This window comes from Alteromonas sp. AWJ4_197 (assembly GCF_056160285.1).
Window position 1 is genome coordinate 187,023 of record NZ_JBSWWW010000006.1, and the last position, 22,912, is coordinate 209,934.

Genomic DNA, 22,912 nt, shown 5'->3' on the forward strand with positions numbered 1-22,912 from the left:
TGTTAATGAAAATATATCAGCAGAATAAGTAATCTGCATCCTACAAATGCGATTTTATTGAAACAGGTCATATACAGGCGTTTCTTCTGTCATACGTTTTCTCACCTAAAGTATTGTGGCATCAACGGCCAGGTAAATCGTTGATATATGTATCAGCGAACTCGTCAGCCAGCAGAAAACTTGCTAGACTCCGGCACACGTTCCGGAGGTGCTGTACTCATCAGATAATGAGCAGCCTGATTGGGAATCCGGTGAAAATCCGGAACTGTACCCGCAACTGTAATGCTGCCTGTCAGCAAAGTCAGATACCAAACTCCGGCCTTGCGCCTTTTGACAGACATCATGGTGCAAATATAACCATTTAAATACTTAACTCGTGCGGGAAAACACGAAGACAGTGACACTGTCCCTGCCACATCTTCTGGCAGGAGACCTTGCCTGTACCGGTTCTGACCGGTGTTTTCTCCTGCGCCCGGATTGACGCGGCAGAACACCATGACCACAACCACGGCTTTACAAACTGAAGTTATCCGGTTACAAGCCGGTGACAAAGTCATTCTTGATGATATGACTCTTTCCTTTTGCGGCGGTCAGTTTCATGGTGTTCTGGGCCCCAACGGGGCGGGCAAAACCAGTTTACTGAAAATCCTCACCGGCCAGCGGCAAAGTAAAGGCAAGGTTATATGGCAGGGCCAGCACCTTAATACCCTTTCTCCTCAGGCACTGGCCAGACAAATCGCCGTGGTCAATCAGGTAAACGATACTGTATTTGCCCTGACCAGCCGCCAGGTGGTGACCATGGGTCTTCTGCCTCATAAAAACCTGCTGTCCCGTTACACCAAAGCCGACATGCAGGTGGTGGACTGCGCGCTAAACGATGTAGGCCTGAGCGACAAACGGGACCAGTTTTTCAGTGAGTTGTCCGGGGGTGAACAACAACGATGTCTTATCGCCAGAGCTCTGGTACAGGGCGCATCACTATTAGTGCTGGATGAACCGGTTAATCACCTTGACGTGTATTACCAGCACCAGGTTCTGCATTTGCTGCACAGTCTTTGTCAGCAACACGGGAAAACCGTAATTGTCAGTTTGCATGATTTAAATCTGGCTGCCGCCTACTGCGATCACGTTGTTTTGCTCAACAACGGTAAAGCCGTTGCCACCGGCACACCGGAACAGGTCCTGGAAGCAGAACGGCTGAGTGACACATTCAGGATCCCCTGTACCGTCCACAAAGGCCATTCACCCGGCTCTGCCCGTGTAGAGTTCATGCCACAAAATACTGAGCATCAATGGCAACAGCATTCAGGACAACCCCATGAAGTTTAAATGGATCCTGCTGGTATTACTGGCACTTTCAGCCCCTGTACTGTCACTGTTTTTTGGTGCTGCATCATTATCCGCAGACACAATTTTTCAGTGCGTATTCGTACAATGTGCCGATCCGGTTGATCAGGCGATTTTTATGGAAATTCGTGCTCCCCGCGTACTCACCGGCTTTCTTGTTGGTGCAGGTTTGTCTGTAGCCGGCGCAACACTGCAGAATGTCACCCGGAACGGCCTGGCCGATCCTTATCTTTTCGGTGTTGTTGCAGGCGCAGGACTCGGTGCAGCCGTTGCCGCCCTGCTGTTTAACAGCCCTGCCGGCAGCGAAGCCGGTTTTCCGGCACAAATGTACAGCATCGCCCTGCCCGCATCTGCATTAGCCGGAGCGGTATTGGCTGTACTGCTGGTGCAGGTGTTGTCACACACTACTTTCGGCAGACGCATAGAACACATGTTACTGGCAGGTGTTGCCGTGTCTTTCATGCTCAGTGCACTCAGCCAGTTTTTACTGTTTGTCGGTGACCCTTTCGCTGCCAACCAGGTGGTGTTCTGGCTCATGGGTTCGCTGGCGCGGGTGGAAGGCTGGTATGCCTGGGCCATGCTGTTGATTGTGGCAGCAAGTACCGGCGTGCTGTACCTGTACGGACCGCAGATTGATGCATTGTTGCTGGGCGATGAAAGCGCCCGCACACTGGGCGTGAACGTCACCAGGATGCGCGTTTTATGTTTACTGCTGTGCGCCGCTCTGACAGCTGCCATTGTTTCCTACTGCGGTGGCATTGGTTTTGTGGGTCTGATGATCCCGCATATTGTCAGGCACTGGCTGGGCGTCACCAGCCGCACCCTGTTCATTGGTTGCGCGCTGCTCGGCGGATTTTTCATGGTGTGGGTAGATGTATTCGCCCGCACAGCCTTTACCGGAAGGGAAATACCCATCGGTATTATCACGTCGGCCATCGGCAGTGTTTTCTTTCTGCTGGTCATGCGACAGCGTCAGACCTGAGGACAAGTCATAATTTATGTCGATATTTGAAAGTACATTCTGGTCAGTCCCGCCATTAAACCGCGAACCGGAGCCATTGATCCGCGGGCATATAGATGGCAAAACTAAGCCGCCGGGAGCACTGGGCCAACTTGAGTCACTGGCGTTGCAACTGGCGCTGATGCAATGGCAGGGAACGATTCAACCTGTCTACATTACTCAACCGGCCATGCTGGTGTTCGCTGCCGACCACGGTATTGCTGCCCATAATATCAGTATTGCCCCGCAGACTGTGACTCAGCAGATGGTACTGAATTTCCTCAATGGCGGCGCAGCCATCAATGCCTTTTGTGCCACCAACGGGCTGGCTCTGAAAGTCATCGATTGCGGGATGATAAAAGCACTGCCGGTATCCCATGAAGATTACATCGTTAAACGGGTTGCTTCCGGTAGTCATGACATCTCCCGTCAACCGGCCATGTCTGACATGGAGGCCGAACTGGCCATACTGCATGGTGCCGACGTGGCTAAATGCATTACCGGTAAAGGCTGCAATGTGGTGGGCTTTGGCGAAATGGGCATTGGCAACACCAGTGTGGCAGCCGCTCTGGTCAGTGCGCTCACCGGCGAACCGGTTAAAAATTTAACCGGCAAAGGCACCGGCATTAACGACTCACAGTTAACGGTGAAACAAAACTTACTGGAACAGGCTATGGCCAGAACTGAAACTGCCTGCGGGAATTTACCCGTCAGTCCTGAACAGGCACTGGTTCACACCGGCGGCTTTGAAATCGGGCAGATAGCAGGCGCAATGCTGGCAACCGCACAGGCGGGCAAGCTCATTCTGGTCGACGGATTTATTGTCTCTGCTGCGGCGCTGCTGGCGACAAAAATTGCCCCCGAAGTGCGGGATTATATGGTGTTTTGTCACTGCTCAGCGGAACGGGGGCACAAGTTTGTGCTGGAGCAACTGAATGCCACGCCCTTGCTGGATTTAGGCCTGAGGCTGGGTGAAGGCACCGGCGCGGCGTTGTCGTTGCCACTATTAAAAGCTGCTGCGTCCTTCTATAACGACATGGCCTCTTTTGAAAGTGCGAAAGTGGTGCTGTAAATGAGTCATCGTATTTCCGGGTTTAACCGGCATACTGCCAGTTTTCTGCTGGCGTTAAGTTTTTTCACCCGTATCCCTGTAGGCAAATATGTAGCCTACAGCGACGAAGCCATGCACGATGCCGGTAAATACTTTGCGCTTACCGGCTGGCTAGTCGCCCTTATTCTCTATGCTTTTTACAGTGTGCTGTCGTTAGTCTTCGCCCCTGAAATCAGTGTTTTTCTGATGATTGCACTCAGCCTTATGCTCACCGGCGCCTTCCATGAGGATGGTCTTGCCGATACGGCCGATGCATTCGGCGGCGGCCGGGACAGAGCACACAAACTGACAATCATGAAAGACAGCCTGCTGGGTACCTACGGTGTTTGCGCACTCACCGGCGCACTGGTGGGCAAATGGTTACTGCTGTCGGTACTGGCTGCACAGGATGCGCTGCTCCCGGCATTACTGACCGCCTGTCCGCTTTCCCGCGCATTCGCGCTAAGCCATGTGCAGCATCTTCCCTATGCCACCGGCGATCTCAGCGGTAAAGCCAGTAAGAGCATGCCGTTTGCAGTGCCTTACAATACAGCTTCAATGGCATTTCTGTTTATTACCGGCGGTCTGATGTTGCTGTTTATTCCGTTAGCACACAGTCTGCTGTTGCTTGCAGCCTGCCTGTTGATGCGCAGCGTGCTGAAAAATCGTATGCAGAAACACATTCAGGGGTTTACCGGTGATACCCTCGGCGCAGCGCAACAATGCCAGGAGTTGCTGATTTATCTGTTCTTCGCAGCCGTAGCCGGAGGTAACCTGTGATCCATTTTATTACCGGCGGCGCCCGTTCAGGCAAATCCCGCTACGCACAGACTCTTACAGAACAAGCCGCTGCACAGAGTGTGCAACACGTTCACTATATCGCCACAGCGACGCCCCTTGATGAGGAAATGCAGTTACGTATTGCGCGCCACCGCCAGGACCGTCCGTCACACTGGCAAACTGTTGAAGCGCCGCTGTTGCTGGCTGAGGCGCTGGCCGCACTGCCTGCAGATGATATCGTGCTTACCGACTGCCTGACACTGTGGCTCAATAACCAGTTGTATCATTATCCGGATCAGGATTTTACGGCACTGTTTGGCGCACTTACAGATGTACTCAGTACCCGTACCGGCCCCACCTTCGTGGTGGCGAATGAAGTGGGTCTTGGTGTCATTCCTGCCGATTCTGTCAGCCGCCGGTTTGTGGATCTCGCCGGCTGGCTGAATCAGACGGTGGCTGCAGTGGCTGACAACGTGACCTTTGTGGCTGCCGGCCTGCCCCTGTCACTGAAAAATGGTGGCGGATTGTGACGACCACCATCGATTTACTCAGACACGGTGAAGTAGCAGGAAAACCGGCACTTTACGGCGAAACCGATGTGCCTCTCAGTGGCAACGGTTTACAGCAGATGATGTCTCAATTGCCCCACGTCTGTAGCGCAGACCGGCTCATTTCCTCTCCTTTGCAGCGCTGCCGCAAAGGTGCTGTGGCATTAAGTGAAGCCCTTGCCGCCCCGCTGTCTTTGATGTCCGGTATCGCAGAATGCCGGTTTGGTGAGGTGGACGGCCTGCCTTTTGATGACGCAGGTGATAAGTGGCCGGCAATGGAAGCATTCTGGCAACAACCGGTTTCCTGTCCGCTGCCGGGAGGAGAACCCCTTGCTGAATTCCATCAGCGTGTGATGGATGCCTGGCATACCCTGCTGCATGATGTAAAAGGGCAACATTGTCTGGTTGTCACCCATGGCGGTGTGATTCGCCAGATCATCGCCCGGTTACTGAATATCGACTGGCAACAGGCCAGCGTGTATCAACACCTGACTATCGGCTACGGTAGTCTGACCCGGATAACCATTGGCGATTATGCTGATGCCCTTCCAGCCATTCAGTTTATTGGCGTACCGCCACCGGCTGTAAACGGAGCAGACAGATAAATGGGATATAAAAGTCATACCACGTTAATGGTTCAGGGCACGTCTTCCGATGCCGGAAAAAGTATGCTGGTTGCCGCCCTGTGCCGGTGTCTGAAGAACAGACAATACACCGTAGCCCCTTTCAAGCCGCAAAACATGGCCTTAAACAGTGCGGTAACAACAGAAGGTGGTGAAATTGGCCGTGCGCAGGCAGTGCAGGCACAGGCAGCGGGCATTGCACCGCACACCGATATGAACCCTATTCTGCTGAAGCCATCTTCCGACACAGGCGCACAGGTAATTGTGCATGGTAAAGCCATTGGCAACATGCAGGCTGCGCCTTACCACCAGTACAAAACTATCGCCATGGAAGCCGTCATGGCATCGCACCGCAGACTTACCGCTAAGTATAAACGGGTAATTGTTGAAGGTGCAGGCAGTCCGGCAGAGGTTAACCTGCGCGACCGTGACATTGCGAATATGGGCTTTGCCGAAGCTGCAGATTGTCCGGTTATTCTGGTTGCCGATATTGACCGGGGTGGTGTGTTTGCCCAACTGGTGGGCACTCTTGCCCTGCTCTCTGACAGTGAGCGTGAAAGAATATGCGGCTTGGTGATCAACAAATTCCGCGGCGATATCAGTCTGCTGGAATCCGGGCTGGCATGGCTTGAGAAGGAGACCGGCAAACCGGTTTTAGGAGTACTGCCTTACCTGCACAACCTGCAACTGGCCGCTGAAGATGCGATTCAGGCCTCTCAGTATACAAACCCTGAACAGGCGATTCTGAACGTGGTTGTGCCGGTTTTCAGCCGCATCAGCAACCACACAGATTTCGATATGTTGCGCACCCATCCGCAAATCAATCTGCAGTTTGTGCCGCAGCACAGTCCCTTACCTCCCGCTGATCTCATCATTTTACCGGGCAGCAAAAATGTTCGCGGCGATCTGGCACTGTTGCACCAGTGCGGCTGGCACAATGATATTAACCGGCATTTGCGCTACGGAGGAAAAGTACTGGGAATTTGCGGCGGCTATCAAATGCTGGGTACAGACATTCACGATCCGGACGGTATTGAAGATGAAGCCGGCAGCAGCCTGGGACTGGGATATCTGCCCGTCTCTACCCGTCTCGAAAAAGAAAAGCAACTGACCCGTGATGAGGGTCAACTTTGTTTAGATCAGGCAGACTGTATTCCTGTCAGCGGCTATCAAATTCATGCAGGAAGAAGCACGGTAGTGCCGGGACAGCAGCCCTTTTCCATACTAAAAAATGGCAGACCAGACGGCTGTATCAGTAACGATAATCAGGTAGCAGGTACTTACTTACACGGCATTTTTGATTCGCCGGAAGCGTTGCAGCACATTATTGACTGGGCAGGACTAAAAACAGATTTAGCCGAGCCTTACGAGGTTCAACAGGAACGGGAAATCTCACGTCTTGCCAGCATGTGTGAGGAGTATCTGGACTGGACGAAACTTAACGCGATCCTGAATTTAACGTAATCCATTGTCAGCCGGTAACCACGTATAGTGCGTTGCGGTCAGAACATCAGTGACAGGCACAGCCCTGAAAACGTAAAAGGTACAAAACATGAGTGAACAGGATAAACATAAAAAGCGCATGCAGGCGCAAAAAGAGAAAGTAGACGAGCGCATTGCACAGGCCACGGAAGAACGGGGCATATTGATTGTGATCACCGGAAACGGTAAGGGCAAGTCAACGTCAGGTTTCGGCACTGTCGCGCGGGCAGCAGGTCACGGTCTGAAAGCCGCCGTGGTACAGTTTGTCAAAGGCACCTGGCCTTGCGGCGAACGGGATTTGCTGCAACAGGTTGGTGTACCCTTCCACGTGATGGGAACCGGCTTCACCTGGGAAACTCAGGACAAAGACACTGATATTAAAGCCGCCACCAAAGCCTGGGAGCAGGCGAAGATCTGGCTCAACGATCCGTCCATTGATGTGGTCCTGCTGGATGAAATCACTTACATGCTGACCTACAAGTATCTTGACCTCGATGACGTTATTGAGACCCTGCAAAACCGCCCTGTGAACCAGAGCGTGGTCGTGACCGGACGTGCCTGCCACCGCGCAGTTATCGATATCGCAGATACCGTCAGTGAAGTGCAATCCCGCAAACATGCCTTCGACGCCGGCATTAAAGCGCAAAAAGGAATCGACTGGTGATGAGATTGCGCTTTCTGCTGCCTTTTCTCTGTTTATTTCTGTCTGTCGCCGTCCGTGCTGACGATATACAGAAACAACAACTCAGGTTAATCGTCCTGGCGCCGCATCTGGTTGAGTCAATGTATGAAATCGGTGCCGGCGATCAAATCATTGCCACCACCGACCATTCCGATTACCCGCAGGCTGCCTCATCCATTCCGAGAATTGGCAACTACGCCCGCTTACAGATTGAAAAAATTCTCCAGTTACGACCGGATGTTGTGGTTGCCTGGCGAACCGGTAACCCCGCTGAAGATTTACTGCGGCTGGAGAAATACAACATTAATGTGGTGTACACCCAACCGGGCAAACTGGAAGACGTGGCAGAAGAGATCCGCTTGTTAGGGCAAATCACAGGCCGGGACTCCACCGCCAACCGCATTGCAGATGACTATCTTATGCGTCTTGAGAAGTTAAAAAACACGTATAAATCTGCCGCGCCGGTGAGCGTATTTTATGAACTGTGGGCCCGGCCCCTTCGCACAGTAGCCGGCGAAGCCTGGTTGCAGCAACAAATCGCGGTATGTGGCGGAGACAATATCTTTGCCAGTATCGATGACGATTATCCTCAGGTCAGCCTCGAGCAGGTGTTGTCAGCCAGACCACAGGTCATTATTCAGCCTTCAACCCACGGACGGGGACAGCCGGACAAAATGGACTGGCAAAAGTGGCCCGGCATTCCCTCCGTAGAAAATGCATTCATTCTCACACCGGATGCAGACAAAGTTCACCGCATGACCACCCGCATGCTCGGGGAAGTGGAAAGTATGTGTGAAGGCATAGACAAAGCTCGTCAGTTTTACGCCTCTGATGAATGAATGGATAGTCATCCCGCTGGTGTTGTGGCTGGCCCTGCTCCTTGACAGAGTATTGGGCGAACCAGCACGCTGTCACCCGCTGGTTGGCTTCGGAACCCTTGCCGGCAAGGTTGAGCATCTTCTTAACCGTGCCCCGGCGTCATCACTCAGTGTCGTCACCGGTTCGCTGGCGTTAGTATTACTTACCGCGCCGGCCTTTTGCCTGGTACTTTATTTACAATGGACGTTGAACGGCTGGCTGTACATTGCGTTCAGCGCACTCACGCTTTATTTATGTACCGGCCTGCAGAGCTTGCGTGTTCATGCGCTACAGATTGCCGGGCCGCTGAGCAGAGACGAGCTCACCACCGCCAGACACTTTACCGGTTATATGGTTTCAAGGGATACAACCAGCCTGAGCAAAGACGAGATGGCCAGCGCCACGGTTGAATCCGTGCTGGAGAACGGGAATGACGCTGTTATCTCCGGGTTGTTTTATTTCGCAGCCGGAGGACCTGCATTCGCCCTGCTCCACCGGCTGGTGAACACACTGGATGCCATGTGGGGCTACAAAAATGCCCGTTACTTTTACTTCGGCCGGGCAGCTGCTAAAGCTGACGATCTGATGGCATTGCCCGGCGCCTGGCTTACTGCCACAGGCTACTTATTACAAAAACATCCGGGACATTTGTTTACCAACCTGGCTAAGAGCCGGAAACAATCAGCGACCTATAAAAGCGCCAATGGCGGGCTGGTTATGGCTGCCGGCGCAAATACGCTGGGCGTGACCATAGGTGGCGGGACGCCGGTTTATCACGGCGTATCTGTGCCGGTACCGCTGCTGGGCAGGGGCAGCAACCCAAAGCCGGAGCATATCCGGCAAAGTCTCACTCTGGTAAGTAAAGCTGCGGAGATATTCTGTGTCGTAGTATCTCTCTTTTCCGCCATATTCGCTGCGGGGGCACTTTCATTTTGAAGTCATCACCTTTAACTCCATTATCTTCTCCGTCACCGCTTGAGCATGGTGGCCGCCTGCATACAATCGCACAGCAATATAACCGGCCGGTTGCAGACTGGCTGGACATATCCACTGGTATTGCGCCGGAAAGTTATCCGCTACCGGATTTACCGTCTTCAGCCTGGCACCGTCTGCCCGAAATTACCCCTTCGTTTCTTAAGGCAGCCTCAGACTATTATGGCTGTGAAAGCCTTTTGCCGGTTGCCGGGTCACAGAGCGTTATTCAGCACTTACCTGCCATAGTCAGCCGCGCCGGTCGCAAACCACCCCGTGTATGGGTGCCGCACCCCGGTTACAAGGAACATGAAAAAGCCTGGGCAGACATCGGCGTACCGGTTTACCGGTACCGGCATCTCCCTCATCTGACCGCACTTAAAAGCGGCGATATTGTTGTAGTGATAAACCCGAACAACCCGACAGGCACCCTTGAAGAGAGGACCACACTCGCTACCGTTCAGGAACAACTGCATGCGCTGAACGGCCTCCTCATCATTGACGAGGCGTTTATGGACTGCACACCGGAACATTCCATGTTGGAGTCTCTGCACGGGGAAAACTTAATGGTATTGCGCTCGGCAGGGAAGTTCTTTGGTCTTGCCGGCATCCGCGCCGGCTTTTTGTTTGCATCCCGTCAATGGCGGGAGCGTTGCTCCGCGGTACTGGGCCCCTGGCAGATTAACGGGCCGGCATTGCATGTGCTGGAGTCAGCATTTAACGATGTATCATGGCAATCTGCTCAGCGCCGGCAGCTCAACGAGTCTGCATTGTGGCTTGGTAAACTACTGACAACGCACTTCGGCGTTAAATGTACGGGCACGCCGCTCTTTTGCACCATGCCACATCCCCGCGCTCCGGACCTGTTTGCAGCATTCTGTGCAGAGGGGGTTTATCCCCGTCTTACCGATGAGAAAGACGCTCTGCGGTTTGGTATGGTCACTGTTTCGCAAAGACCTCGCCTGGCACAAGTTGTCGCCAGGGTGAGCGGGATCATGGAAAGGCCGTAAATTTAGTAGCAAACCGCCTGTTCACATTGACTTTAGCTTCTCCTGTTTGTAAGGTTGCGCCCGCTGTTTCAGGTGCTTACCGGTACACACCGATGTGTATTTGGGTAAGGTAAACGGGAAGTGTGGTTCTAATCCACCGCTGCCCCCGCAACGGTACAATGCAGTTAATGCATTCAGCCCGACACCGGCCTGTCAGACAGTTTTTTACGAATGAAGCGGAGGGCTTCATCGGATTGCATTGTTCGTGACTACCTTATGCATTTCATTCCTGCATGTAACACCATGCCGGATGTTCAGGCTAAACTGACTTTACGTTTCCGCACTCCCTTTCCCTCCTTCAATCGTTGACACCAATAAGATTGAGGAACACACATGAAAACCAGCAAACTGGCCCTGGCCGTTGCTATGAGCTGCGCTGCTACATCTGTGATGGCGGCAGACGCAGGCAGTACAGAAGACACTATTGAACACGTTGTCGTTTCAAGCCGTATTGCCACGCCACTGCGGCAACTGGCAACCTCCGTATCTGTTGTTACGCAGGAAGAAATCGAACTTCGCGGTTATGCCAACCTGGCAGAAGTACTGCGCATTCAGCCATCCATTCATGTGACTGACAGCGGCGGTATCGGTTCGACTTCGGCACTGCGGATCCGTGGTGAAGAAGGTTACCGTACGCTTATCCGTATTGACGGCGTGGACATCTCTGATCCTACCGGCACACAGGTTCAACCTCATGTTGGTCAGTTACAGAGCGCCAATGTGTCGCGGGTAGAGATCCTCCGTGGTACACAAGGCCTGGTATACGGCGCAGATGCCGGTGGTGTTATCAACATCCAGACCGGCCGTGTTGAACAAGGTACATTTGGCAGCGTGTCCGCCTCTGCCGGCGCGTATAACACCAATAACATTGCCGGTGAAGTGGGTGCAGGTACAGAACGGGTTGATGGGTATTTGTCAGTATCTGATTACTCAACGGATGGCTTTAACGCACGTCTGGACGACACCACCCTGCAGGATGATGACGGTTATGAAAATACCACCGTGCACGCCCGCGTGAATGTTCGTCCGGTTGAAGATTTATCTCTGGGTTTTGTTGTCCGTAATAACGACGGTGAAGGTGAGTATGACCATTGCTACAGCGATGGTTACGTAGACGACTGTCAGAGCAATTTCAAACAGACCAACTTTCGCGTAAATGCTAACTACGAAACAGATTCAGGTAACCAGCAACTGGCGTACTCGAAAAGCCTGGTAGAGCGTGAAAACCTGACTCTCGGCGAGCAAAGCTACTTCACGAAAGGGAATATCGAGCGGGTCGAATATCTGGGTAATACGCAGTTAAATGCTGAGAACAACGTAGTTTACGGTATCGACTGGGAGGAAGAGAGCATTACATCTTCCGGAGAAAGCCGTACACAGACCGGTTACTATGCCGAACTACAAAGCGAATTCACTGAAAACTTATTTACCACCGCCGGCGTTCGCTACGATGATAACGAAGATTTTGGCGAACATGTCAGCTTCCGTCTCAGTTCTGCATACATCTGGGCGCTGGAACAGGGTGATTTGAAATTACGTGGAGCATACGGAACGGGTTTCCGCGCGCCGAGCCTGTACGAAATTCAGTATAACCGTGATTTCGGTTATGCCCCTGCTTCAGACATCGATTTGAAAGAAGAAACCTCCGAAGGTTACGAGATCGGCCTGCAATTTACCCCGTCTGAAGGCACATCTGTTGAGGTGGTTTACTTCGATCAAAAAATCGAAGACGCCATTTCTTTTGATCTCGCCACTTACTCCGGCTATCTGCAGGAATCCGGCACGTCGTATTCTGACGGTGTCGAGCTGATTGGTCAGTGGGCGGTAACAGACGCCTGGTTACTGAAAGCTAACTATACCTATAACGATACCGAAGATGCCACCGGCGCTCAGCGAAGCCGCCGGCCGCGGCAACTGGGTTCACTAGGGGTTATGTATCAGTACGAAGCACTGACCGCAGAAGCTAACGTCCGTCTGGTCGCTGATGCTGTCGACAGTGGCGTCAAGCTGAAAGACTATGCACTGGTAGATGTAAGCGCACGTTACAGTGTTAATGAGCACCTGGACGTATTTGGTCGCGTTGAAAACGCGCTGGATGAAGATTACCAGGGCGCATCAGCATTCCGTTCACGTGGACGGGCAGCCCACGTAGGTCTGACTTACGCATTCTGATAGTTGTGCATTAATACAGACAAAAATGGCTGCCCCGGGCAGCCATTTTTTATTGCTGTGATTTTACCGGTTGATTTGGCTCACCGATAATAGCAATAACATCATTATGATAACCATCTGACGTTTTATATTCCCGGTAGCCTTTCGATACGGCAAAAGCCAGAATATATTCCTCGCCGTTAATCTCATGAATACCTGCACCTTTGTGCCCGTTACCACCTTTACTGATGGTATCCGGCAACGTGATTCTGTCACCGGTTCGCCAGTTTGCATTGTCAGTGGTACTGATCACATACCCGTTCCTGTCGGTGTACAGACCAAATATACCGTCATTTTCCCCGCCGGTGACATCCTCCAGCATTTGTTTAAACTCGGGTCCGCTGTCGAAGACCAGTCCAATCCCACCATTTACCTGACCGTCTGCGGTAATCGCTGCGTTGTAAATGTAGGTATGCTTACCCTCATAGTAATGACAGGGCACGAATTCTGATACACAAAACTGCTGCGAGCTTTTCAGGTTAAACACCTGTCCGGCCCCAGTATCAGCATGAACCGTGGTTCCTTCCAGCGCTTTCATTGCCGGACGGGAAACAGCAACGATTTTTCCATCCCGGTCATAAATATACAGGCCGGTATAAACAGTATAGAGATCGTTAATATAGCCAAGCACGCCGGCCATTGCCGCAGCATCATCAGGGGAACTCCGGCGCTTGTTAAGTACACTCTGAAACAACCCTGTGAGTGCCCACCAGCGGCAATCGTTCGCCCGCTCATAAAGATTTCTGTCCATGATATCGATGGCAAGAGCAGCCTGAAAAATCAGTCCGTCGTAATGCGTGTTCAGCGCAGTATTCATCAACTGACTTACTGAGTCGGTAAAAATTGACTGCATTTGCCGGCCAATTTGCCGGATCTCTTCCAGAATGGGAATAAACTCGTCAGCATCACTGCGGGCAGCAGCTATCCGTCCGTTAAGCACAACGAGATCCAAATCCTCAGTCACAATTTTCGCCTTGTGACGTATGTTACTCAATGCCGGTGAAAAGCCGCGCCAGCGCTGAACATCGTCACTGTTTCCTTCACTGTTCTCAGGATGTGCCGACATGCTGGCAAACGGCAGCAAAACACATCCTTGCCAGCCAAGCCCCGCATAGCCCTGATAGCCACGCGTGCGGGCTACGGTGCAGTAGTACTCATGCTTACCCAGAGTAATGATCTGATTACTGCGACTGACATTCAGCGCCGTCCCCCGTGGTAGCACAGCTTCGTCAGCCGACACCAGTGTATTTCCCTGCTTATCGAGCAATGCCATGATCGCACCGGACCCGTCATCCAGATCGGCAAACAAACTGCGCATCTCACCTTCCAGTTTGAAACTCATGCATAAAACGCCGGTAACACGTTGGGTCTCAGGATCTTTCACAGGCGCAAGGAAAAGGGAGGACAGGGGAAAGGCTGGCCTCAGAGGAGAATAGCGACAAATTTCCAGATATTCATGTTCGCCGGTCAGTACTTCTGCAATCACCGGATCATCGCCGGAAATATCTGCGCCTGTATCCATCTGTGCTTTTAACTGTCCGGTCTCATCAAACAACATAATGTCATCATAGACAGAATACTTGGCAGCATATTCAGTCAGGCGTTTCACAATGGCATACGTATCCGGCCCGTGATCTGTGCTATCACTAAGGAATGCCAGTATGTCAGCATCTGTTGCCAGAAATCCAACGTCTGCAGTGCGTTCAAACAGATTTCGGACTGGTATATCAATCAGCGTTTGCGCAACAGCCTGATTTTTTACTCCGCATTGCTGCGTGTTTTCAGACAGCAGATTGTCTATGAGAATTTCCTGCAGTTCGCTGAATTCGGCTTTTGTTTCAAGCATATTGCTGAGTAAACTCTGGGGTACATTCAGAGAATTGATTTTGCCGACCAGTGCCACCTTATCCCACCAGCTGTTGAGACTGACCAGATTCGATTTATGACCGGATACTGTTGTAAAAATATCGAGGAACTGACTTTTATTATTTTTGAGTAGCGCTTCCACTGTGACACCTTATACTTTAGTATAAATTATTGTTTTTTATCAGCATTTTTAAATTACCCTAGCAGATATTAAAACGCCGGTTTGTATAAATTTTGTTAAACATGGCTTTTTTTTAAACTTTTTTATGCGTCCTGCCAGTGCAAGTTGTTAAAAGGACTTCCCCTTAACAGACGGATATTCAGCGCAAGTGACCGCAGCAGATGTTGAACATGCACAATGTTTTGTGTATCAATCGGTGGGACAAACTTGTTTGGAAAAATAACGATGATAATGAATACCCGTAAAGCCCGTTTGAGTATTGCCGTTGCTGCTGCCGTTTTTGCGCTGTCAGCCTGCTCAAAAGCACCGGAAACGACAACCCCCCATACACCTGAAGCGCAATCTGCTTCTGAAAAGTCCGGCCAGTTGCTGGTCGACCCTGCCCGACTATCTATTTATAAGCCTGTCGAATTAACGACTGATCTGTCACGTTTTTCTGATGATCAGAAGGCCATGCTTTCGCTGCTCATCGATGCCTCTGTCATCATGGACAGACTTTTCTGGAAGCAGGCGTTCAGTGGCGATAAAGATACGTTCCTGAAGTCTTTCAGTAACGAAGACGTTGCCCGTTTTGCAGATATTAATTATGGCCCCTGGGATCGCCTGAACGGTGACGCCGCTTTTCTTAAAAACACAGACAGCAAGCCTGCCGGCGCAGAATTCTATCCTCTCGACATGACTAAAGAGGAGTTCGCTGCAGCAGACTTTGCAGATAAGGACGGCCTTTATTCGCTGGTAAAACGCAAGGACGACGGCTCCCTTCATAGCCTACCTTACTCAGACGCATACAAACCTGAGCTTACCGAAGCGGCGGCGCTGCTGAGAAAAGCCGCAAAACTGGCCGGCAATGAAGAATTTGCGAATTACCTGAATTTGCGGGCAGACGCCCTGTTAAGCAACGATTATTACGCGTCTGATATGGCCTGGATGGACATGAAAACCAATCCTGTTGAACTGGTGATTGGCCCCATTGAAACCTACGAAGATCAGCTTTTTGGTTACCGTGCCGCCTTTGAAGCTTATGTTCTGATAAAAGACCTGGCCTGGAGTGACAAACTGTCTAAGTACGCGCAGTTTTTGCCGGAGTTGCAAAAAGGCTTACCGGTACCGGATGCCTATAAAGCAGAAATGCCCGGCTCCGATGCTGATTTAAACGCCTATGATGTCATCTACTATGCAGGCCACTCCAATGCAGGCAGTAAAACCATAGCGATTAATCTGCCTAACGATGAACGGGTACAACTGGCGAAAGGAACACGTCGTTTGCAGCTTAAAAACGCCATGCGCGCCAAGTTCGACGAAATCCTCATGCCCATTGCAGATGAACTTATCACCCCTGAACAGCGCAATCACATCACCTTCGACGCATTTTTTGCCAATACTATGTTCCATGAAGTTGCTCATGGTCTGGGTATCAAAAACACGCTGGACGGCAGCAGCACCGTCCGTGCCGCACTGAAAGAACATGCATCAGCCCTTGAAGAAGGGAAAGCTGACATTCTCGGTTTATACATGGTGCAGAGCCTGCTGGAAAAAGGCGAGATCACTGAAGGTGTACTTGAAGATTACTACGTGACTTTCCTTGCCGGGATTTTCCGTTCCGTGCGTTTCGGTGCCAGCTCGGCCCACGGCAAAGCCAACATGATCCGGTTTAACTTCTTTGCTCAACAAGGTGCGTTTACCAAAGATGAAGACGGCTACTACAGCGTAAACATGGAAAAAATGGGCAGCGCGGTAGAGGCATTAAGCCGGTTGATTTTAACTTATCAGGGTGACGGCGATTACGACGGTGTTGCAAAACTGGTGGACGAAATGGGGGTCATAAAACCTGAATTAGCGTCTGACCTGGCGAAGCTCGAAGCCGCTAATATTCCTGTCGATATTACCTTTAAACAAGGTAAAGATGTTCTGGGATTGTAGACACGACTTCCAGTTTGCTCTCCGTAAATAAGGCCACTTCAGAAGAAGGGGCCTTATTGTTTTCAAACCTAAATTTACCCCGACGATCTAAATCTCAGGACACTGTTGTTTACACACCTGGTGAGTCAATATTTTACCCCCGGATGACGGTTGCAGCTTAACAAAAAAGACATGCAGACAAATCAAACTCAATTATTTAGTGAAGATCACAGACTAAAGTCCTGAGCATGTGATCACTTGAAACATTTATTATTCCACCGGTCACCGCTGTTTTATTCCTTTTGTTCTGTTGTATGTAAGTAATTAGCTTGCTGACTCATTTCTATTAGCTTACCATTAACTGAGAATAAAAATTATTACTATTAGTGAATAGTACAAGGAAATATAGTAGTCGCGATATGAATAAAACACTTTTAAGCACACTTTTCGCCACCATGTTTTATGGTCTCAACTCTCCTTGTGTCCTGGGTCAGGAACAGGATGAGGCGTCCAACGGAACAAAAGGGATTGAGGTTATCAGCGTTGTTGGTACAAACCAGTCCCGCTACATAATTGAAGCTAAAGATGGTGCGACAGGCCTGAAACTTTCATTTTTAGATAACCCTCGCAACGTCACGCTCATACCTGAACAGCTCGTTCTGGACAGAAAAATTACCACGCTGGAAGAAGCGCTTAGAAATGCCCCCGGAGTAAGTGCCGGCGATGGCTTCGGCGGCACAAACGACGACTTTTTCATGCGTGGCTTCAGACGTAATGCTGTATATCGCAACGGCTTTAAAGTAACTTCGAATTTTAAAACCAACCTTTCAAACACAGAATATGTACAGTTGGTTAAAGGCCCTGCAGCCATTACGTATGGTCAGGTTGAACCTGGTGGTGTTGTAGACGTGCGCACCAAACGGCCCTTAAGTAAACAACGCATCGCGGGTGAGGTGCGCTATGGCACATTTAACGATAAATTTGCCATGATTGACTACGCACAACCTGTCAACGATGATCTGGATATTCGTGTTGTCGCTTCAACACAGAATTCTGATAGCTTCAGAGATTTTTCAGAGATCAAACGCGATACCATTGCTTTTTCTTCTCGCTATTTCGTCAGTGATACCACTCAGTTGAACCTTGCTTATGAATGGCGTGATGAGTCCCGCCCATTGGATAGAGGGACAATAGCTATTGAGACCTCCGAAGGTCCTAAAATCATTAACGATTTACTGGATGTGCCATATAGCCAGCGCTTCGGTAGTCCCTGGGAAATTGCTGAAGTTGACTATCAAATTCTCGAATTGGGTTTAGAGCATGAATTCCTTACCAATTGGAGTATAGAAGCTAACTTTGCACGAGAGGACTCAACGGGCAATGACTTGCAATCCCGTCCCAGAATCGCTTTCGTTGTAGATGCAGACACGCCAATTAACGACCAGGGTTATGCAACTGGTTTATTCGACCCCGCGATCATCACATCCGGTGCTGTTTATGATGATCCCGACGACCGCGTATATTTAGTTAAGCGTCTGGACGGGAGTCGGGACCGCGACATCGAATCGACCCTCGCTAACGTAAAAGTACGCGGAAGTTTTGACTTTGCAGGAATGACACATCAGATCATAGTGGGTGCAGATTATATTGACAGTGTTACCACTCGCCGGTTTGTTACCGGTGCGCAAACAGATGGCATTACGGCTCCCTTTCATAGCTTTATCGACCCGGTTTACACACTTTCCGATGGCTTTTCTTTAGAAGGTGTTCCAGTTGATACATGGAGAAATGAAGATACAGGTTATTATGCAAACATCTTCACTGATGTTACTGAGTCATTTGCAGTACTTGCAGGAATTCGTTACAGCGAAACCGATTACGAGTTCGACCGCGAAGGTACCATACTGGCTCAAACTCGTGCATCCGGCATAACGCCACAGGCAGGTTTTACCTACCGTCCATTTGAAACGGTTTCGTTCTTTGCTTCTTACGCAGAATCTTTTGAACCTAACGCTGTTGTGCCAAACAATGCTGGCGAAGTAACAGAGATTGCTCCGGAAGAAGGTGAACAATTTGAGTTTGGTGTAAAAAGCGAACAGCTTAACGGTAAAGTACAGGGGTCGTTAACACTATATAGTATCGATAAAGTAAACGTTGTCGACGGCCTGGATGATGCCGGCAACGTCATATTTATTGACGGGCGTTCCTCTGATGGTGTTGAACTCAGCGTTACAGGCCAGCCACTGGACGGTATGAATATTTCAGTTTCCTATGCATATACCAATGCAGAAGACAGGGATAGCGCCGGAGTGACACGACAAGCTGAAAGTATTGCTGATAACATTTTAAACCTTTATGCATCTTACGAATTGCAGAGTGGAGATTTTGAAGGGCTTGGTATTGGTGCGGGCTACTACTATGAGTCTGATCGGGTTATGGACGCTGAAGGGAACCTTTCATCTCAGTTAAACCTGGGCGATGTTTCTTTGGTCGATTTATCGGTTTGGTTCACGCTTCCGACTTCGGGCATAGTTGGGAAGTCAGGAAATGTCCGTCTTCAACTTGCAGCCAAAAATGTGTTTGATGAAGAATACTATGGCGCTGGCTTTACCGTTCTGCGTATCCCTTTAGGTGCGCCGCGCACAGTAATTGCATCGGTATCATTTGATTTTTAGTGATAATTCCCCTCACGTTTATACTGGTGTAGTTAAAGCATTTCGCATACTTGTTGTGTGATTTCAGAGAAGTATACACAGCCAGTTAAGGCTGGCTGAGTATAATGCGTTCAAAGGTTTTGTTCTACGTGACAAAAGAAAATAGAAAAGGGTTAAAGAAACTCTACAACTGGCATGCATGGGTTGGCTTTCATCTGGCTATTTTAATGTTTGTCGTATTGTTCACGGGCACCGTAGCTACTATTTCAAATGAGATAGACTGGTTAATTTTCGATGAATTACGCGCGTCAGAAAAACCACCTGGACGAAGCAGTAAACCCACAGATGATGACTGGGTTGAAGTATATGATGCGATAAAAGAAGCATACCCTAATGGCCAACCCCGTTTTATGCTCACAATGGGCGAGGATTACCTCACTTTTCGGGCTACGATTGAAGACGAAACTATAGACAACCAATTTGTTCAGGTTGATCAATGGACTTATGAAGTGACTGGCACCATGCCAAGACTGACGGTTCAACGTTTTTTCCGCGATTTCCACAGATATCTATTTATGCCTGCCCTCCCCGGCATTATCTTCGTTTGTGCTATGGCATTCGCCTTATCTATTTCAATATACACAGGAATTAAAACAACTAAGAATTGGCGCAAAGCGCTGTTTCGCGTTCGCTTTGATAAAGGAGGCCGAATCGCTTTAAGTGATCTGCATAAATTTCTGGGGTTGTGGGGAATCTGGTTTAGCGTGCTAATCTGTGTAACGGGTTTGTGGTATTTTTACGAGTTTGGCTACCGGTTCTCAGGAAGCAGTGTTGAGCCACGTGGGCCTGAAATTGAGCGTAATGTGCAACACAATGATCTAGCTGCATCAATCCAAAATCAACCAACTGAAGGCATTCATTTAACGTCTAAAGAGTTTGAAAAAGCGATACGTACAGCGCAAAAAGCCCACAAAAATTGGCATATCACCTCAATCTTTATACCAAACGATCAGACTTCCCCAATTCAAATGCGAGGAGTGAAAAACAACCCACTGCTGCGAGACAGAGCGTACCGGGTTTTCATTCATCCTGAAAGCCTCGAAATCATAAGCACTTTTACACCTGAATCTATTGGTGTAAATGCATACTTAAATGAATACGCCGACCCGTTACATTTTGGCACTTTTGGGGGTATTTGGACTAAAATCACTTGGTTTATTTTTGGCATCACCCTTACCGGTATGTCCTTTACTGGCGTGTGGATGACATGGAAACGCACTAAATCCACCTCCTTATCGCGCGCACAAATCGGTACGTTACCAATTTTTGTGCTAGCGGTAATAGCCCTGTACTTTTATATCGGACGTTTTACCTAAGGCCAACCATACATTTTATACTTTCAAAAATACCGGCAGAAGTTCATGTTCAGGCAGTTTCACTAAGAAAATACCATGGAATAAATAATACAGGCGATGATGCTCAGCTATTGCCACTTAAGCGCTTAGCTTATTCCAGCGCTGTTTTCAGCTTCTCAGTGTACGGCGGCCAGCCCAGCGGCTTACCGGCCAGTACGTGCAGATGAATGTGATAGACCGTCTGACCACCGAACTCATTGCAGTTCATTACCGTACGATAGCCCTGCTCTGCGAAGCCCTGTTCTGCGGCGACTTTCGCAGCCACATAACTTAAGTGCCCGACCACGGCACGGTCCTCTTCTTCAATGTCGTTAATGGTTGCGATGGGCTTTTTCGGGATCACCAGAAAGTGCACCGGCGCCTGCGGATTAATGTCTTTGAATGCCAGCGCCAGATCATCTTCATAAATGATATCAGCGGGAATTTCTTTGTTGATGATTTTCGTAAAAATAGTCTCTGACATTCTAATTCTCCATGCAGGTTAAGCGAACACGAACCAAAGCAACACCGCGCCTAAAATCATGCGGTAGATAACAAACGGCAGCATGCCGATGCGGGAAATCCAGCTCAGGAACAGGAAAATACATAAATAGGCACTGATGAACGAGAATGCCGCACCGTACAGCAACGCGCTCCAGTCTACTGCTGTCGTCGCCTGAACTAAATCAAAGGTTTTCAACGTACCTGCTCCCAGAATGACCGGAATAGACAGTAAGAAAGAAAACCGTGCACAACTCTCGCGGTCCAGACCTAACATCAATCCGGCCGTCATCGTAATGCCAGAGCGTGATGTGCCCGGGATCAGCGCCATCACCTGAGCGATACCAATGATGATCGCCTGTTTCATGGTGATGTTTTCCAGCGACTGTGTGTGTGTCGCTTTAACGTCGGCATACCACAGTAAGAGTCCAAAAATAATGGTTGTGGCCGCTATCACCAGCGCTGTTCTGGCATTCATTTCAATCCAGTCATCCAGTGCCAGGCCCACAAGCACTGCGGGAATGGTCGCCAGAATGACATACCAGGCAAGCTTGCTGTCGGTATTCTGGTTCTTTGTGAATCCCCGGGTCAGCCAGGCCACTGTCATTTGCGCGATCTCCTGACGGAAGTACAGCATAACAGCCAGTAAACTGCCCACGTGAACAGCCACATCAAAGGCCAGCCCCTGACTGTCCCAGCCAAGCAGTTCCGCCGGCAACAACAAATGTCCCGAACTGCTGATTGGCAAAAATTCAGTTATTCCCTGGATCAGGGCAAGAATAATAATTTCAAAAAGCGTCATCCCTAAGAATCACTCCATGTAAAATCGATTGGCCATAGCCGTTGGGAAGTTTGATCGTATTCCTGCCACAACTGCCGGTAGGTTTTTCCTGTTACGGGGTGCACGTGGTCAGGCAACAGTTCTGCAAGGGGTTGCAGTACAAATGCATTGTGCAAAATTTCTGCCCTCGGCAACGCAACAGGGTGCGTTGTCACTACGTTGTCGTAGGTTAATAGATCTAAATCCAGAGTGCGAGCACAATACTTTTTTTCACTGTGAGTCCGGCCATTTTCACGCTCAATCGCTTTCAGCGTGGCATTCACATCACCGGGACTTAAAGTCGTTTCAGCACTGATCACACAGTTATAAAACGGTGAACCATCAAAGCCAACCGCTTCACTTTCAAACATTCTGGAACACGTTACCGCAGAAAAGTGACGTTTTAAATAAACGTACCCTTGTCTGGCGTACCAGGTACGCTGAACGTTAGTGCCCAGACTGATGGTAATAAGGTGCATCAGTCACCACGACTCTGTTCAAAGACAACTGTCACTGTATTTACATCCGGCAGAATATCCGGCTTGGTTATCGCCAGCTTAATGTGCGCTACAGGAAAGCCTTTCAAGACAGCGTTAATCACGTGGCCGCCCAGGGCTTCAAGCAACTCAAAGGTCTGATCGGCGGCGGCATCCTGAATGGCTTTTGCCAGCAATGCATAATCAATGGTGTCTTTTACATCATCGCTTTGCATTGCCGCAGACAGATCGGCCTGCACGGTCACGTCAAACAGTAGTGTGGTTTTGCGGGTCCGCTCCCAGTCATACACCCCGATCAGGGTATCAACTTTAAGACCGGACAGAATAATGTGTTGCGTTTGTGGCATAGGTTACAGCGCCTGCGGCTCGCCTTACAGTGGTGGCCGCCACTTTACCACAACTGCCCCTGCGGTCACTAAACCTTGCTGGTATTTTACCTGCGATTCCTGTTAGTCTGC

Annotated in this window: 20 protein-coding genes and 2 riboswitches; of the genes, 15 read left to right on the forward strand and 5 right to left on the reverse strand. The window is 50.0% G+C overall.

All coding sequences use genetic code 11. The features are described from left to right. The first annotated feature begins 189 nt into the window (after window positions 1–189). Window positions 190–331: riboswitch (cobalamin riboswitch) on the forward strand. A 164-nt stretch (window positions 332–495) separates the two neighbouring features. The 12 genes from ACXAGC_RS14685 (at window position 496) to ACXAGC_RS14740 (ending at window position 12,603) form a co-directional block, all read left to right on the forward strand. Then, on the forward strand, window positions 496–1,329 hold the full coding sequence (locus ACXAGC_RS14685; RefSeq protein WP_474844969.1) for an ABC transporter ATP-binding protein: 834 nt from the start codon (window positions 496–498) through the stop codon (window positions 1,327–1,329). Then, entirely contained in the window at window positions 1,319–2,329 is a 1,011-nt protein-coding gene (locus ACXAGC_RS14690) for a FecCD family ABC transporter permease (RefSeq protein WP_474844971.1), read from the forward strand. The genes ACXAGC_RS14685 and ACXAGC_RS14690 overlap by 11 nt, the downstream gene beginning before the upstream one ends. 16 nt (window positions 2,330–2,345) lie before the next feature. Next, complete coding sequence (gene cobT / locus ACXAGC_RS14695) at window positions 2,346–3,419, forward strand: nicotinate-nucleotide--dimethylbenzimidazole phosphoribosyltransferase (protein WP_474844973.1); 1,074 nt, start codon at window positions 2,346–2,348, stop codon at window positions 3,417–3,419. Beyond that, entirely contained in the window at window positions 3,420–4,217 is a 798-nt protein-coding gene (locus tag ACXAGC_RS14700; RefSeq protein ID WP_474844975.1) for an adenosylcobinamide-GDP ribazoletransferase, read from the forward strand. Beyond that, entirely contained in the window at window positions 4,214–4,747 is a 534-nt protein-coding gene (cobU, locus tag ACXAGC_RS14705; RefSeq protein ID WP_474844977.1) for a bifunctional adenosylcobinamide kinase/adenosylcobinamide-phosphate guanylyltransferase, read from the forward strand. The genes ACXAGC_RS14700 and cobU overlap by 4 nt, the downstream gene beginning before the upstream one ends. Next, entirely contained in the window at window positions 4,744–5,370 is a 627-nt protein-coding gene (locus ACXAGC_RS14710) for a histidine phosphatase family protein (protein ID WP_474844979.1), read from the forward strand. The genes cobU and ACXAGC_RS14710 overlap by 4 nt, the downstream gene beginning before the upstream one ends. After that, window positions 5,371–6,852, forward strand: coding sequence for a cobyric acid synthase (locus tag ACXAGC_RS14715; protein ID WP_474844981.1), 1,482 nt, complete (start codon window positions 5,371–5,373; stop codon window positions 6,850–6,852). A gap of 88 nt (window positions 6,853–6,940) precedes the next feature. Beyond that, complete coding sequence (gene cobO / locus ACXAGC_RS14720; RefSeq protein ID WP_474844983.1) at window positions 6,941–7,534, forward strand: cob(I)yrinic acid a,c-diamide adenosyltransferase; 594 nt, start codon at window positions 6,941–6,943, stop codon at window positions 7,532–7,534. After that, window positions 7,534–8,391 carry a cobalamin-binding protein gene (locus ACXAGC_RS14725; protein WP_474844985.1) on the forward strand — a complete coding sequence of 286 codons (858 nt, stop codon included), beginning with the start codon at window positions 7,534–7,536 and terminating at the stop codon, window positions 8,389–8,391. The genes cobO and ACXAGC_RS14725 overlap by 1 nt, the downstream gene beginning before the upstream one ends. Beyond that, entirely contained in the window at window positions 8,384–9,346 is a 963-nt protein-coding gene (locus ACXAGC_RS14730; RefSeq protein ID WP_474844987.1) for a cobalamin biosynthesis protein CobD/CbiB, read from the forward strand. The genes ACXAGC_RS14725 and ACXAGC_RS14730 overlap by 8 nt, the downstream gene beginning before the upstream one ends. Then, window positions 9,343–10,392, forward strand: a complete 1,050-nt coding sequence (gene cobD / locus ACXAGC_RS14735; protein ID WP_474844989.1) for a threonine-phosphate decarboxylase CobD — start codon at window positions 9,343–9,345, stop codon at window positions 10,390–10,392. Before ACXAGC_RS14730 ends, cobD begins: the two co-directional genes overlap by 4 nt. 53 nt (window positions 10,393–10,445) lie before the next feature. Beyond that, window positions 10,446–10,599: riboswitch (cobalamin riboswitch) on the forward strand. Window positions 10,600–10,764: 165 nt separating this feature from the next. Next, window positions 10,765–12,603, forward strand: a complete 1,839-nt coding sequence (locus ACXAGC_RS14740; RefSeq protein WP_474844991.1) for a TonB-dependent receptor plug domain-containing protein — start codon at window positions 10,765–10,767, stop codon at window positions 12,601–12,603. A gap of 49 nt (window positions 12,604–12,652) precedes the next feature. On the opposite strand, the gene ACXAGC_RS14745 is transcribed toward ACXAGC_RS14740, so the two are convergent. Continuing rightward, window positions 12,653–14,650, reverse strand: a complete 1,998-nt coding sequence (locus ACXAGC_RS14745) for a cache domain-containing protein (RefSeq protein WP_474844993.1) — start codon at window positions 14,648–14,650, stop codon at window positions 12,653–12,655. 270 nt (window positions 14,651–14,920) lie between these two features. Between ACXAGC_RS14745 and ACXAGC_RS14750 the strand changes: the two genes are divergently transcribed. The 3 genes from ACXAGC_RS14750 to ACXAGC_RS14760 all read left to right on the forward strand — a co-directional run bounded on the left by ACXAGC_RS14750 (window position 14,921) and on the right by ACXAGC_RS14760 (window position 20,618). After that, window positions 14,921–16,609, forward strand: coding sequence for a dipeptidyl-peptidase 3 family protein (locus ACXAGC_RS14750; RefSeq protein ID WP_474845357.1), 1,689 nt, complete (start codon window positions 14,921–14,923; stop codon window positions 16,607–16,609). A gap of 398 nt (window positions 16,610–17,007) precedes the next feature. After that, window positions 17,008–19,263, forward strand: a complete 2,256-nt coding sequence (locus tag ACXAGC_RS14755) for a TonB-dependent siderophore receptor (protein WP_474844995.1) — start codon at window positions 17,008–17,010, stop codon at window positions 19,261–19,263. Between the two features lie 128 nt (window positions 19,264–19,391). Next, a complete protein-coding gene (locus ACXAGC_RS14760) occupies window positions 19,392–20,618 on the forward strand; it encodes a PepSY-associated TM helix domain-containing protein (protein WP_474844997.1) in 1,227 nt (408 codons plus the stop codon). Between the two features lie 130 nt (window positions 20,619–20,748). Here ACXAGC_RS14760 and ACXAGC_RS14765 read toward each other — a convergent pair whose 3' ends face one another. Genes ACXAGC_RS14765 through folB form a run of 4 tightly spaced genes read right to left on the reverse strand, consistent with a single transcriptional unit; the run spans window position 20,749 to window position 22,801 of the window. Next, the gene (locus tag ACXAGC_RS14765) at window positions 20,749–21,120 is read right to left on the reverse strand and encodes a histidine triad nucleotide-binding protein (RefSeq protein ID WP_474844999.1); all 372 of its coding nucleotides are present in this window, start codon (window positions 21,118–21,120) and stop codon (window positions 20,749–20,751) included. An 18-nt stretch (window positions 21,121–21,138) separates the two neighbouring features. Further along, entirely contained in the window at window positions 21,139–21,939 is an 801-nt protein-coding gene (locus ACXAGC_RS14770) for an undecaprenyl-diphosphate phosphatase (protein WP_303573745.1), read from the reverse strand. Between the two features lie 2 nt (window positions 21,940–21,941). Further along, on the reverse strand, window positions 21,942–22,436 hold the full coding sequence (gene folK, locus ACXAGC_RS14775) for a 2-amino-4-hydroxy-6-hydroxymethyldihydropteridine diphosphokinase (RefSeq protein WP_119500105.1): 495 nt from the start codon (window positions 22,434–22,436) through the stop codon (window positions 21,942–21,944). Beyond that, window positions 22,436–22,801 (reverse strand): dihydroneopterin aldolase, encoded by a 366-nt coding sequence (gene folB / locus ACXAGC_RS14780; RefSeq protein WP_474845002.1) that lies wholly within the window; start codon window positions 22,799–22,801, stop codon window positions 22,436–22,438. The genes folK and folB overlap by 1 nt, the downstream gene beginning before the upstream one ends. Window positions 22,802–22,912: the final 111 nt, after the last annotated feature.

Coding starts and splice junctions, on each gene's coding strand:
- ACXAGC_RS14685 (WP_474844969.1), top strand. CDS start 496: ATGACCACAACCACGGCTTTACAAACTGAAGTTATCCGGTTACAAGCC.
- ACXAGC_RS14690 (WP_474844971.1), top strand. CDS start 1,319: ATGAAGTTTAAATGGATCCTGCTGGTATTACTGGCACTTTCAGCCCCT.
- cobT (WP_474844973.1), top strand. CDS start 2,346: ATGTCGATATTTGAAAGTACATTCTGGTCAGTCCCGCCATTAAACCGC.
- ACXAGC_RS14700 (WP_474844975.1), top strand. CDS start 3,420: ATGAGTCATCGTATTTCCGGGTTTAACCGGCATACTGCCAGTTTTCTG.
- ACXAGC_RS14715 (WP_474844981.1), top strand. CDS start 5,371: ATGGGATATAAAAGTCATACCACGTTAATGGTTCAGGGCACGTCTTCC.
- cobO (WP_474844983.1), top strand. CDS start 6,941: ATGAGTGAACAGGATAAACATAAAAAGCGCATGCAGGCGCAAAAAGAG.
- ACXAGC_RS14725 (WP_474844985.1), top strand. CDS start 7,534: ATGAGATTGCGCTTTCTGCTGCCTTTTCTCTGTTTATTTCTGTCTGTC.
- ACXAGC_RS14730 (WP_474844987.1), top strand. CDS start 8,384: ATGAATGAATGGATAGTCATCCCGCTGGTGTTGTGGCTGGCCCTGCTC.
- ACXAGC_RS14740 (WP_474844991.1), top strand. CDS start 10,765: ATGAAAACCAGCAAACTGGCCCTGGCCGTTGCTATGAGCTGCGCTGCT.
- ACXAGC_RS14750 (WP_474845357.1), top strand. CDS start 14,921: ATGAATACCCGTAAAGCCCGTTTGAGTATTGCCGTTGCTGCTGCCGTT.
- ACXAGC_RS14755 (WP_474844995.1), top strand. CDS start 17,008: ATGAATAAAACACTTTTAAGCACACTTTTCGCCACCATGTTTTATGGT.
- ACXAGC_RS14765 (WP_474844999.1), bottom strand. CDS start 21,120: ATGTCAGAGACTATTTTTACGAAAATCATCAACAAAGAAATTCCCGCT.
- ACXAGC_RS14770 (WP_303573745.1), bottom strand. CDS start 21,939: ATGACGCTTTTTGAAATTATTATTCTTGCCCTGATCCAGGGAATAACT.
- folK (WP_119500105.1), bottom strand. CDS start 22,436: ATGCACCTTATTACCATCAGTCTGGGCACTAACGTTCAGCGTACCTGG.
- folB (WP_474845002.1), bottom strand. CDS start 22,801: ATGCCACAAACGCAACACATTATTCTGTCCGGTCTTAAAGTTGATACC.